The sequence below is a fragment of the Pseudomonas spelaei genome, from assembly GCF_009724245.1.
Classification (GTDB): Bacteria; Pseudomonadota; Gammaproteobacteria; order Pseudomonadales; family Pseudomonadaceae; genus Aquipseudomonas; species Aquipseudomonas spelaei.
On record NZ_WNNK01000006.1, the window covers coordinates 15,126 to 27,987 of the forward strand.

A 12,862-nucleotide genomic window follows, 5' to 3' on the forward strand; every position below is an offset into this window, starting at 1 on the left:
ATAGCACAAAATTTGACCAATTCCGACGGTAGCGGTCGCAATTGTGGGAAGCCCATCGCGGGCAAGCCCACTCCCACAGGGAACGCATTCCATTGTGGGAGCGGGCTTGCCCGCGATGGGGACCGAACAGGCGCTAAACCTTACTCGTCGTCGAAGTTATAACTGCCCGGCGCAAGGTTCTCGAAACGGGTGTATTTGCCGATAAACGCCAGGCGCGCGGTGCCGATGGGGCCGTTACGCTGTTTACCGATAATGATTTCCGCGATGCCCTTGTGCTCGGTTTCCGGGTGATACACCTCGTCCCGGTATACAAACATGATCACGTCAGCATCCTGCTCGATCGCTCCGGATTCCCGCAAGTCGGAGTTGATCGGGCGCTTGTTCGGCCGTTGCTCCAGGGAACGGTTGAGCTGCGACAGCGCAACCACCGGGCAATTGAATTCCTTGGCCAGGGCTTTCAACGAGCGGGAGATCTCGGAAATCTCGTTGGTCCGGTTGTCGCCGCCGGAACCGGGGATCTGCATCAGCTGCAGGTAGTCGATCATGATCAGGCCAACATCACCGTGCTCACGCACCAGACGACGGGTTCGGGCGCGCATTTCCGAGGGACTGATACCAGCGGTGTCATCGATGAACAGCTTGCGGTCGTTGAGCAGGTTGACGGCCGAGGTCAGGCGCGGCCAGTCGTCGTCTTCCAGGCGGCCGGCCCGGACCTTGGTCTGGTCAATGCGGCCCAGCGACGAAAGCATACGCATGATCAACGACTCACCTGGCATCTCCAGGGAGTAAACCAGTACGGCCTTCTCGCTGCGCAGTACCGCGTTCTCCACCAGGTTCATGGCGAAGGTGGTCTTACCCATGGACGGACGGCCAGCGACGATGATCAGGTCAGACGGCTGCAAGCCGCTGGTCATGCCATCGAGGTCGGTGTAGCCGGTGGACAGGCCGGTGATGGCGTTGTCGGTGTTGAACAAGGTGTCGATCCGGTCGATGGCCTTGGTCAGCAGGTCGTTGACGCTCACCGGGCCGCCGGTTTTTGGCCGGGCTTCGGCGATCTGGAAGATCTGGCGCTCGGCTTCGTCGAGGATTTCTTCCGCCGTGCGCCCTTCCGGGTTGAAGGCACTGTCGGCGATTTCCGTGGCGATACCGATCAGTTGCCGCAAGGTCGCCCGTGCGCGAACGATCTGCGCATAGGCCTTGATGTTGGCTACCGATGGGGTGTTTTTCGCCAGTTCGCCCAGGTAACCGAGACCGCCCACTTGCGACGTCTGACCTTCCTTGTCCAATTGCTCGGCAAGGGTCACGACGTCGATGGGAGAGTTCAGATCGGCCAGTTTGGCGATGGCACGGAAGATCAGGCGGTGGTCATGGCGATAGAAGTCACCGTCCGAGACTTGATCCAGCACGCGTTCCCAGGCGTTGTTGTCCAGCATCAGACCACCGAGCACGGCCTGTTCGGCCTCGATGGAGTGCGGCGGCACCTTCAGGGCAGCGGTTTGCAGATCGTATTGCTCGGGAGCGGAGATATCGTTCATGGCCACTTGGAATAGTTGGAAAATCAGGAACTATAGGAAAACAACAAAAGGCAGAAAAACAAAAGGCACGACCTGTAAACAGGATCGTGCCCGATGTTAACCGCCTGACACGCGAGGTGCCAGTCAGTTAAGTGCTGCTTAAGCTGCTACCACAACAACGCGTACGGTTGCTTCGACTTCAGCGTGCAGGTGCACAGCTACATCGAATTCGCCAACGTTGCGGATGGTGCCGTTCGGCAGACGAACTTCGCTCTTCTGCACTTCAACGCCGGAGGCGGTCAGTGCATCAGCGATGTCGTGGGTGCCGATCGAACCGAACAGCTTGCCTTCGTCACCGGCGGTGGCAGTGATAGTCACTTCCAGCTCAGCCAGTTGGGCAGCGCGAGTTTCGGCCGAAGCTTTTTTGTCTGCTGCTGCTTTTTCCAGCTCAGCACGACGCTCTTCAAACGCAGCCAGGTTGGCAGCGGTTGCAGCGGTGGCTTTGCCGTATGGCAGCAGGTAGTTACGACCGTAACCGGCCTTAACGTTCACTTTGTCGCCCAGGTTGCCCAGGTTGGCGACTTTTTCCAGAAGGATCAGTTGCATGTGAAAATCCTCTAACTTTTAACCTTCACCGTTCGCATTGTCGGCGTCTTTCGGCGCCAAACGTCCGCGAAAATCAATCAGGCCGTCGACAATGGCCAAAACCACGAGTAACGGATAGATCAGTTGCATAAACAGCAACAGCGTCACGTACAACCCCACCAGCCAAAACTTGGCCAGGCGCTTTTGCGCCACCAGCCCGTGCATCAGGGCCAGTCCGGCAAACACCAGCGGTACACTGCACAACGGCGTCAACATGGCCATTTGTGGACCGAAGTTCGGCCCTACAAGCATGAGCGCCAGCAGCAACATCGCCGGGCCTGCGGGGATTCTGATACTGCGAAACTCGCGACCAAAACCACCCGGGTTATACAACAACGCCTGCCAGTAGCGCCCAAGAATCAGGCTCAGCACACTGACGATCTGCAACAGTGCCGCTATCAGGCCGGTCAGTACCGGTGCAATCAGTGATGCAAGGCGCGCTCGCTCCTCTACCGACAACTTCTGGTAGAGATCCCCGAGGGCCAGCGGCAGGATTTTTACCAACTCCTGCGCCAGCGCCTCGATTTGCGGGCGGAAAGCCGCGCCTAACACCACCGCGTACACCACTCCTAATGCCACGCTGACCAGCAGCGTACGGTTCCAGGACTCACTTGCGCGTAAAACCAACGCAAGGCTCGAAGACCCCAGCAGTACCAGAAGTACCCGTGGATCGTCGAATTGCAACCACCAGATCAAGGCCGGCAGCAACCCCAGGGCAAGGACACCAAGGGCATCCTTCAAACCGCGCCGCAGCAGCACAAGGCAACCTGCGGCAGCACCCAACCAATACAACAACGGCAATGCTGCACATCCAGCCACTACCAGAGTGGCCTGCACACGACCGCGCATGATGAACTCAGCTAAGGCGCGCATGCATTCAATCCCTTACTACTTGTCGACTGCCCGGTCTCAGCGGCCGTGGCTGTCGGTGTAGGCCAGCAGGGCCAGGAAGCGGGCGCGCTTGATAGCGGTGGCCAGCTGACGCTGATAACGAGCTTTGGTACCGGTGATGCGGCTTGGAACGATTTTGCCGGTCTCGGATACGTAGGCTTTCAGAGTGTTGAGATCTTTGTAATCGATCTCCTTCACGTCTTCAGCGGTGAAGCGGCAGAATTTACGACGACGGAAGAAACGTGCCATTTGATAGGCTCCTTAAAAGGTCCGTGGATTACTCGTCAGCGTTATCGCTGTTGTCGCTGTCATCACTATCAACGCTATCAGCGCCTTCGTGCTCAGGACGGTCGCGACGCTCACGGCGCTCACTGCGGTTTTCTTCAGCCTTGAGCATCTCGGATTGGCCGGTAACGGCTTCTTCGCGACGGATGACCAGGTTACGGATCACTGCATCGTTGTAGCGGAAGTTGTCTTCCAGCTCGGCCAGGGCCTTGCCAGTGCACTCAACGTTCAGCATCACGTAGTGAGCCTTGTGAACATTGTTGATTGCGTAGGCCAGTTGACGACGGCCCCAATCTTCCAGACGGTGGATTTTGCCGCCGTCTTCTTCGATCAGCTTGGTGTAACGCTCAACCATGCCGCCGACTTGCTCGCTTTGATCCGGGTGGACCAAAAAGATGATTTCGTAATGACGCATGAATGCTCCTTACGGGTTGTAGCCTGCCGCTCAAAAACGGTCAGACAAGGAGTGAATGACACTTATGGATCTTGCCGAAGGGAGGCACATAGGTGCCCGCCAGGAAGGCAAGGGGCGCAATTGTAGAGAAGGGGGAGGAAGGGCGCAAGGCAATTGGTGATTATTTGAACAATGCAGGATCAAGGCAAACACAAAACAAATGTGGGAGCTGGCTTGCCTGCGATGACCATGGCACAGGCAACATCTCTGCTGACTGACACACCGTCATCGCGGGCAAGCCCGGCTCCCACAGGGTCTGCGGCGCTCTTGGGCCTTACTTCTTGGCCTTAGCCTTGGCGCCACGCTGACGCAAGGCTTCAAACAGGCAAACACCGGTTGCCACGGACACATTGAGGCTGCTGACGCTACCGGCCATCGGCAGTTTCACCAGGTAATCACAATGCTCACGCGTCAGGCGACGCATGCCCTTGCCTTCAGCACCCATGATCAAAATGGTCGGGCCGGTGAGGTCCTGGTCATAAATGCTGACCTCGGCCTCCCCCGCCGTACCCACAACCCACAGGCCGCGCTGCTGGAGTTTCTCCAGGGTGCGAGCCAGGTTGGTCACGGCCACCAACGGAATCACTTCCGCAGCGCCGCAGGCGACTTTACGCACCACAGGCGTCAAGGTCGCCGATTTGTCTTTAGGCACAATCACCGCCAATGCACCGGCAGCATCCGCCGAACGCAGGCAGGCACCCAGGTTATGCGGGTCGGTCACCCCATCCAGCACCAACAACAGCGGCGCACCCTCGGTACGGTCGAGCAGCTCGTCGAGCATCGCTTCGCCCCAGACCTGGCTCGGACTCACATCCGCCACTACGCCCTGGTGAACGCCTTCAACCCAAGCGTCCATTTCCCGACGCTCGGCCTGACCTATCGCCACACGGTTTTCGTTGGCCAGCTCGACCAGCGCTTGTACACGCGGCTCACTACGACCCTCCGCCAACCACACCTGCTTGACGCGTTTCGGGTGGTGACGCAGCAATGCTTCTACGGCGTGCACACCGTAGATTTTTTCCAGACTCATGGTTTTGCCTTAGGTTTGCGCGACCCGCCGCTTTTCGCGGGAGCCGAACCCGCTTTGGGCGGGCCTTTACGGTGTTTACTTGGCTTGCTCGACGGCTTTTCCGCCCCGTGGGACTTTCCCCCAGACGCCGCTTTACCACCGCTTTTCGCTTCGTTCAGCAGTGCCTGTTTCAGTTCACGGCTTTTACGCAGCTCGGCATTTTTTGCCGCGGCATCGCTTGGACGGTAAGCCTCGGGGGCTTTTTCCTTGGTAGACGAACGACGACCAGCCTTGGCTGGCGCAGGCTCGGCGGCAGTTGCTTTCGCAGGAGCCCCTTTGCCTTTGGCGGCTGGCGCTGCGGTTTCGCTACCACGCTTTTTACGGCCAGTCGGTTCCGCGGGCTTGTCAGGCATACCGAAGTCGATCTTGCGCTCATCGAGGTCAACACGCATGACCTGTACTTCCACGGTATCGCCCAGGCGGAAGCTGCGACCGGTGCGCTCGCCCGCCAGGCGGTGATGCACGGGGTCGAAGTGGTAGTAGTCACCCGGCAAGGCGGTGACGTGCACCAGACCCTCGACGTAGATGTCGGTCAGCTCCACGAACAGACCAAAGCCGGTCACGGCGGTGATCACACCCGGGAACGACTCGCCCACACGGTCTTTCATGAACTCGCACTTGAGCCAGTTCACCACGTCACGGGTGGCTTCGTCAGCACGACGCTCGCTCATCGAGCACTGCTCGCCCAACTGCTCCAGGCCCGCCTCGTCGTACGGATAAATCCGCGCCTTCGGAATGGTCATGGCGCCAGCACGCTTGACGTGCGGGGTGTTCTGCTTGGAATGGATCACGCTGCGGATCGCGCGGTGCGTGAGCAAGTCCGGGTAACGGCGAATCGGCGAGGTGAAGTGGGTATACGCCTCGTAATTCAGGCCGAAGTGGCCCTGGTTATCAGCGCTGTACACCGCCTGGCTCAGAGAGCGCAGCATCACGGTCTGAATCACGTGATAATCCGGACGATCCTTGATGCTGGCCAGCAGTGCCTGATAGTCCTTCGGCGTCGGGCCGTCCTTGCCTTTGTGCAGGGACAGGCCGAGTTCACCCAGGAACGCGCGCAGCTTCTCCAGACGCTCCGGCGGCGGGCCGTCGTGCACCCGGTACAACGCAGGAATCTCGTGCTTTTTCAGGAATTCCGCAGTGGCCACGTTGGCCGCCAGCATGCACTCCTCGATCAGCTTGTGCGCATCGTTACGCGTGGTCGGGGTGATTGCGGCGATCTTGCGCTCGGAGCCGAAAACAATTCGGGTTTCCTGAGTTTCAAAATCGATCGCACCACGTACGTGACGAGCACCCAGTAGTACTTTGTAAAGCGCGTAGAGCTGCTTGAGGTGCGGCACGACATGGCCGTACTCACCGCGCAGCGCTTTGGCTTCACTGGTTTTCGGCTGTTCCAGGATGGTGCTGACCTTGTTGTAGGTCAGGCGCGCCTGGGAGTGGATCACCGCTTCGTAGAACTGGTAGTCGGTCATTTCGCCGGTTTTCGAGATAGTCATCTCGCACACCATGGCCAAACGGTCGACTTTCGGGTTCAGGGAGCACAGGCCGTTGGACAGCTGCTCAGGCAGCATCGGGATCACGCGCTCAGGGAAGTACACCGAGTTGCCGCGCACCTGGGCTTCGTTATCCAGGGCCGAACCGATCTTCACGTAGCTGGACACGTCGGCAATCGCGACGAACAACTTCCAGCCGCCGGAGAACAGGCGCAGTTTGCCGGGCTTGGCTTCGCAGTAGACAGCATCGTCGAAGTCGCGGGCATCTTCGCCGTCAATGGTGACGAACGGCAGATGACGCAGGTCGATGCGCTTCTCTTTGTCTTTTTCTTCGACTTCCGGCTTCAGCTTGGCGGCTTCTTTGAGCACCGCCTCAGGCCAGACGTGAGGAATATCGTAGGTGCGCAGCGCAACATCGATTTCCATGCCCGGCGCCATGTAGTTGCCGACCACTTCGACGATATCGCCCTGTGGCTGGAAGCGCGGGGTTGGCCAGTGGGTGATTTTCACCTCGACGAACTGACCGACCTTGGCAGCGCCATTGCGGCCCGGGGTGACCAGCACTTCCTGCTGGACCTTCGGGTTATCCGGAATAACGAAGCCGATACCGCCTTCTTCGAAGTAACGGCCAACGATGGACTCGTGGGCACGGGACACCACTTCGACGATCACACCCTCACGACGACCGCGACGATCCAGGCCGGACACACGGGCCAGGGCACGGTCACCATCGAACACCAGGCGCATTTGCGCCGGGCTCATGAACAGGTCGTCGCTGCCGTCGTCCGGGATCAGGAAGCCAAAACCGTCGCGGTGGCCACTGATGCGACCCAGGATCAGGTCAAGCTTGTCCACCGGCGCGTAAGTACCGCGGCGGGTGTAGATCAGTTGAGCGTCGCGCTCCATGGCGCGCAGGCGGCGACGCAGGGCTTCGAGTTGGTCCTCTGTGGTCAGACCAAACTCTTCGACCAGCTGCTCGCGGCTAGCAGGCGAACCCCGATCGGCGAGATGCGCCAGGATCAGTTCACGGCTAGGAATAGGGTTTTCATATTTTTCCGCTTCACGAGCGGCCTCGGGATCGAGGGACTGCCAATCGGCCATTAGAGAGTTTTCACCTTGTCTATATGCGGGTTAGTTTGGCATACGCGTATTGAAACGGGAAATTTCAGGTGTCAACAAGCCCGTAAAAGCACTTTGCAGCCCCCGGAATGCACCTTGCGCGACCGCCTGCGAAATTTTCCAGGCTTTTTTGATGACGGGGGTTTACAGTCAAAAGTGCGCTGCGTATAGTGCGCGCCATCGACGACGGCAACGTTGCCGATACTGCCCAGATGGTGAAATTGGTAGACACGCCAGCTTCAGGTGCTGGTGACCGCAAGGTCGTGGAAGTTCGAGTCTTCTTCTGGGCACCAATTCCAAACTCAAGGCTGAGCCTTGAGTCTCACAAAAACCCGCGAAAGCGGGTTTTTGCGTTACAGGCCTTTGATTTTTAACGAAAAACTTGATTTATAATTTCAAATCAGGGGTTTACAGATCAAAAGCCGCTCCGTATAGTTCGCTCCATCAACAGCGGCAACGTTGCTGATACTGCCCAGATGGTGAAATTGGTAGACACGCCAGCTTCAGGTGCTGGTGACCGCAAGGTCGTGGAAGTTCGAGTCTTCTTCTGGGCACCAATTCCAAACTCAAGGTTAAGCCTCGAGTCTCACAAAAACCCGCGAAAGCGGGTTTTTGCGTTTCTGTCCGCTGAAAATCTCACCCGCAATTCCGCCCTGAAGGCGCACCTGAGAAACTTTATCGTTTATCCTGCTCACGATTTGTTGCACTTAAGTGAGGAACCCTGCGAATGATGATCCGCGATACCCGTCTCAAGACATCCCTTCTGCGTGGCTTGACCATCACTCTGCTCGGCCTGACCCTGCTCTCGCCCGCTGCTTATTCTGCCGACAAGGTTGCACTGACCTTGTACAACGGCCAACACAAGGAGGTCGGCGATGAACTCGCCAAGGCCTTCGAAGCCAAGACCGGCATCCACGTCAATGTACGCAAGGGCAGCAGCAATCAACTGGCCAGCCAGGTCGTCGAAGAAGGCGACCGCTCCCCTGCCGACGTGATCTACACCGAAGAATCACCGCCATTGAACAAACTCGGCGAGCAAGGCCTGCTAGCGACCATCGACGCCAGCACCCTCGACGTACTGCCCAAGGAATATGTGGCCGGCAACGGCGCCTGGATGGGCGTGACTGCACGCACCCGCGTCGTGGCCTTCAACCCGAAACTGATTGCCGAGAAAGACCTGCCCAAGTCGGTACTGGATTTTGCCGGCCCCGAGTGGCAAGGCAAGGTCGGCTTTGTGCCTACCAGCGGCGCATTCCAGGAGCAGGCGGTGGCGATCATCAAGCTGCACGGGCGCGAAGCCGCTGAAGAATGGCTGACCGGCCTGCGCGCATTCGGCAAGGTCTACAGCAACAACATGGTCGCCCTGAAAGCCGTGGAAAACGGTGAAGTCGCCACCGTCCTGGTGAACAACTACTACTGGTTCGCCCTGAAGAAAGAAAAAACCAATCTGGATTCGCAACTGCACTACTTCACCGACGGTGATGCGGGCGGCTTGATTACCGTATCCGCCGCTGCCGCATTGAAGTCCAGTAAACACCCGAAAGAAGCCCAGCAACTGCTGGCCTTCATGGCCAGCGAAGAAGGCCAGCGGGTGATCACCAATACCTCGGCTGAATACCCACTACGCAAAGGCATGGAGTCCAACCGAGGCCTCAAGCCTTTCAGCGAACTGCAACCGCCGAAAGTCACTCCTGCCGACCTGGGCAACGCCGAAGAAGCTCTGGACCTGGAACGTGACGTTGGCTTGAACTGATGAACCCATCGCTGCCCGCCCCCGCCTCTCGCGGGGGTTTTATTCCAAGACGCAAACGCCCTTCGATCTGGCTGCTGTTGCCGGTATTGCTGTTGGTGGGCCTAAGCCTGTTGCCATTGGTGTATGTCGGCCTCAAGGCTTGGCAGGCAGGCTGGACTGAGGCCGTGCATCTGCTGTGGCGGCCCTATGTATTCGGACTGCTGCGCAACACCCTTGCATTGATGATCGGCGTCACCGTGGCTTGCGGCGTGATTGGGCTGTCACTGGCCTGGTTGCTGGAACGCAGCAACCTGCCGGGACGGCGTATCTGGGGAGTGATCCTGTGCCTGCCGTTTGCGGTACCGGCATTTGTCAGCAGCTTTACCTGGGTATCCCTGAGCGCGAATTTCGAAGGGCTGGGCGGGGCGATCCTGGTGATGACCCTGTCCAAATACCCACTGGTGTTTCTGCCGGTAGCAGCGACCCTGCGCAACCTTGATCCCTCCCTGGAAGAATCGGCCCGCACCCTGGGACTGAGTCGCTGGGGCGTATTCTTTCGCATCACCTTGCCGCTGTTATGGCCGTCGTTGCTGGCCGGCTCACTGCTGATCGCCCTGCATATGCTGGTGGAGTTCGGCGCCTTGTCGATCATCGGCCTGCAGACCTTTACCACCGCGATCTATCAGCAGTTCGAACTGGAATTCAGCAACGCCAATGCGGCGATGCTCTCGGCAGTACTGCTGGTGATGTGCCTGACCTTGCTGTGGCTGGAGTTGCGCGTACGCGGCAAGGGCCGACACGTGCGTACCGGCCAGGGCGCGGCGCGGCATGCCGAGCAAGTTCGACTGGGTAAGTGGGCTCCACTGGGACAGCTGTATTGCTTGATGCTGGCGATTATTGGCAGCGGCATTCCACTGGGAATGCTTGGTTATTGGCTGGCGGTTGGCTCGTCGGCGGCGTTTCCCGTGGCCGAGATCAGCGAAGCGCTGCTTTCATCATTGGCGCTGTCCCTGGGCGGCGCAGCGCTGTGTTTGGTGCTGGCGGTGCCGGTAGGCCTGCTGGTGGTGCGCTACAAGGGCCAATTGGCACTGTGGGCCGAGCGTTTGCCGTATCTGTTGCATGCCCTTCCCGGCCTGGTGATTGCGTTGACGCTGGTGTATTTCGCCCTGCATTACGTGCCGGCGCTGTACCAGACCTCGGCGCTGCTGTTGATCGCTTATGCATTGCTGTTCTTGCCGCTGGCCCAGGCGCCGATTCGTACGGCGCTGAACAAGGCGGCACCGCAGTTGGAGGAAGCCGCAAGAACGCTGGGGGCGTCGTCATTCAGTGCGTTTTGTCGGGTGACCCTGCCGATAATCTTCCCTGCACTGGGGGCGGCGTTTGCACTGGTGTTTTTGGATGCGATGAAGGAGCTGACGGCGACGTTGCTGCTTAGCCCGACGGGACTGAATACATTGGCCACGGCCGTCTGGGCACACACCTCGAATGTGGAATTTGCGGCGGCTGCGCCTTATGCGGCGTTGTTGATTCTGGTGTCGGGGCTGCCGGTTTATCTGCTGACGACGCGGATGTATCTGAGCCGCTGAGATCGCTATCGCAGGCAAGCCAGCTCCCACAGTTGAACGCACTCCAAATGTGGGAGCTGGCTTGCCTGCGATGACGCCGGACCAGACAACACTAGGCTCGGAACTGCCCCAGGCTCGCCTTCAACTGCGCCGCCAAACCATCCAGCACTTTGCCGCTCGCCGTGGTCTCCACCACCGCCAAGGCCGCACGTTCAGCCTGGGCATGGATGATCTCCACCCGCCCACGCACCGCATGAGCCCCCTTGGCCTGATGCTCCGCCGCGCGGGTCGCCAGGCCAATCGCCGCATGCACCTGCTCCACCGATGCCTGCACCGATTGCTGCAAGCGCACACTGTCGCGCAGCACCAGCAAACCTTCACTCGCTTGACGCCCAGCCTTGTCAATCGTCGCCACTGCCTCACGGGCACCCTGCTGCAAGGCAACGATATGAGCCTGAATGTCACCGGTAGAGCTTTGCGTCTTGCTGGCCAACGCCCGCACCTCATCGGCCACCACCGCAAAACCGCGCCCGGTCTCACCGGCACGGGCCGCTTCGATGGCCGCATTGAGCGCCAACAGGTTGGTCTGCTCAGCAATCCCATGGATCACCGTCAACACCACTTCGATCTGCTCGCTTTGCTGCGCCAGGCGCTCGATGACCTTGGCGCCATCTTCCACTTGCCCGGCCAGCGCCTCGATCAGGCTGCCAACCTCAGCGGAAGTACGCGAGTTCTCATCGGTGGCGTGACGGATATCCACCACCTGCTGCAACGCCGCTTGCATGGCATGGCTTTCCGCCTGGGCCTCATCGGCCATCTGCGACAATGCCCGCAGGCTTTCGGCAACTTCATCGCGCTGCAAGCCGGCAGCCGCATCGGCGCCCGCGTTGCGCAGGGTCATGGCGCCGATTTCCACGCCAGTACGCTGGGCCACATCGCCCGCCTCACGCACGATAGGCTGCAACTTATCCACAAAGCGATTGACCGCCGAGGCCATGTCACCGATTTCATCCCGACTGCTGATCTGCACACGCTTGGTCAGGTCACCCTCACCGGCCGCCAGGTCATCCATGGCGGCGATCAGCAGCTTCAAGCGATTGACCACCCGACGTCCGAGCACCACGGCAATCAGCAGCAACACACCAAAACCAACGACCGCCAGGCCCATGCCGATGCGCCAGCGCAAAGTGCCGGCGGCTTCCTGCACCGCACTGCTGGTATTGGCCGTCATTTGGGTTGCGGTGGCTTGTGCCGACTGCAAGCGTGCGCCCATGGCCGCCGCGCTGTCCGCAGCCGCACCCTTCAGGCTATCGCCCACCAATTGATCGCTGCTGGCGATCAGCGCCGCGAAGCGCTTATCAAGGGCAGCCAGATCAGCGTCCACCGAGGCAGTCGAAACGCCCATGACGACCTTACCGATCTCCACACCATTAGGGCTGATGGACGATTCAAGGTAGTAGACCGACGGATCATTCTTCGCGGCATCCAGCAGCTTATCCAACGCTCGCTCGCCTTTGCCCTTGTCCAGCAGCGCCTGGTTGATCGGGTTATCACGATTCAAATAACGGGTCAGATGCTGGCCGGCGGCATCGTCGTACACCACAAACAACACATTGGGGTTGCGCTGGGCGCGCCGGGCAAATTCAGAGAGTGTCGGCACATCGCTGTCCCACATCGCACGCGGTGCTACTGAAGCCAGCAACTGGGCCATGTCATTGGCCGAGTCCTTCAAGTCTTTTTCCAGGGTCGCACGCAGTTGCTGCTGCTCTTCCTGCAATCGGGAGGAAAGCCCCGCCGTCAGACGCTGTCGCGTACTGGAAGACAGGTTGTCCAGACTTGAGGTGACTTCCTTTCCAGCCTGTGTCAGTTCACCCGACAACTTTTGACTGTCCACGCCCAGGCGATTACCCAAATCGGCTTCCAGGGCAGTCACCGTGCTCCGCGTCAGAGCGACGGCCACCAGCACCTGCACCAGAAGAGCGATACCTAGGGTAACGAACACCGGCCGCAACAGACGGCTTTGTAACAGCGAGAGAACGGCAGACACTGGAAATCCCTCCACCCAGGGTGCCATTAATTTGATGGCACCGCGAAAGAG

10 protein-coding genes and 2 tRNA genes are annotated in these 12,862 nt (G+C 59.3%); 4 read left to right on the forward strand and 8 right to left on the reverse strand.

Going from position 1 to position 12,862, the window contains the following annotated elements; all coding sequences use genetic code 11:
• Positions 1-140: 140 nt before the first annotated feature.
• The 7 genes from dnaB to rnr form a co-directional block, all read right to left on the reverse strand.
• Positions 141-1,535 carry a replicative DNA helicase gene (gene dnaB, locus GNF76_RS08720; RefSeq protein ID WP_155582781.1) on the reverse strand — a complete coding sequence of 465 codons (1,395 nt, stop codon included), beginning with the start codon at positions 1,533-1,535 and terminating at the stop codon, positions 141-143.
• 138 nt (positions 1,536-1,673) lie between these two features.
• Positions 1,674-2,120 (reverse strand): 50S ribosomal protein L9, encoded by a 447-nt coding sequence (gene rplI, locus GNF76_RS08725; RefSeq protein ID WP_003171376.1) that lies wholly within the window; start codon positions 2,118-2,120, stop codon positions 1,674-1,676.
• Between the two features lie 18 nt (positions 2,121-2,138).
• Positions 2,139-3,032 carry a YybS family protein gene (locus GNF76_RS08730; protein ID WP_155582782.1) on the reverse strand — a complete coding sequence of 298 codons (894 nt, stop codon included), beginning with the start codon at positions 3,030-3,032 and terminating at the stop codon, positions 2,139-2,141.
• A gap of 36 nt (positions 3,033-3,068) precedes the next feature.
• Entirely contained in the window at positions 3,069-3,299 is a 231-nt protein-coding gene (gene rpsR, locus GNF76_RS08735) for a 30S ribosomal protein S18 (protein WP_002551829.1), read from the reverse strand.
• A gap of 28 nt (positions 3,300-3,327) precedes the next feature.
• Positions 3,328-3,750 carry a 30S ribosomal protein S6 gene (gene rpsF / locus GNF76_RS08740; protein ID WP_010563335.1) on the reverse strand — a complete coding sequence of 141 codons (423 nt, stop codon included), beginning with the start codon at positions 3,748-3,750 and terminating at the stop codon, positions 3,328-3,330.
• 313 nt (positions 3,751-4,063) lie between these two features.
• Positions 4,064-4,819 (reverse strand): 23S rRNA (guanosine(2251)-2'-O)-methyltransferase RlmB, encoded by a 756-nt coding sequence (gene rlmB / locus GNF76_RS08745; RefSeq protein ID WP_155582783.1) that lies wholly within the window; start codon positions 4,817-4,819, stop codon positions 4,064-4,066.
• Positions 4,816-7,449 (reverse strand): ribonuclease R, encoded by a 2,634-nt coding sequence (rnr, locus tag GNF76_RS08750; RefSeq protein WP_155582784.1) that lies wholly within the window; start codon positions 7,447-7,449, stop codon positions 4,816-4,818. Before rnr ends, rlmB begins: the two co-directional genes overlap by 4 nt.
• Positions 7,450-7,673: 224 nt before the next feature.
• Between rnr and GNF76_RS08755 the strand changes: the two genes are divergently transcribed.
• The 4 genes from GNF76_RS08755 to GNF76_RS08770 all read left to right on the forward strand — a co-directional run bounded on the left by GNF76_RS08755 (position 7,674) and on the right by GNF76_RS08770 (position 10,785).
• Positions 7,674-7,760: transfer RNA gene (locus tag GNF76_RS08755), tRNA-Leu, on the forward strand.
• 177 nt (positions 7,761-7,937) lie between these two features.
• Positions 7,938-8,024 (forward strand) — tRNA-Leu (locus GNF76_RS08760).
• Between the two features lie 170 nt (positions 8,025-8,194).
• Positions 8,195-9,220, forward strand: a complete 1,026-nt coding sequence (locus tag GNF76_RS08765; protein WP_155582785.1) for an extracellular solute-binding protein — start codon at positions 8,195-8,197, stop codon at positions 9,218-9,220.
• Positions 9,220-10,785, forward strand: coding sequence for an ABC transporter permease (locus GNF76_RS08770; RefSeq protein WP_155582786.1), 1,566 nt, complete (start codon positions 9,220-9,222; stop codon positions 10,783-10,785). The genes GNF76_RS08765 and GNF76_RS08770 overlap by 1 nt, the downstream gene beginning before the upstream one ends.
• Before the next feature lie 91 nt (positions 10,786-10,876).
• Here GNF76_RS08770 and GNF76_RS08775 read toward each other — a convergent pair whose 3' ends face one another.
• Positions 10,877-12,811: a methyl-accepting chemotaxis protein gene (locus GNF76_RS08775; RefSeq protein ID WP_178123240.1), complete on the reverse strand. Its 1,935-nt coding sequence runs from the start codon at positions 12,809-12,811 to the stop codon at positions 10,877-10,879.
• Positions 12,812-12,862 lie beyond the last annotated feature (51 nt).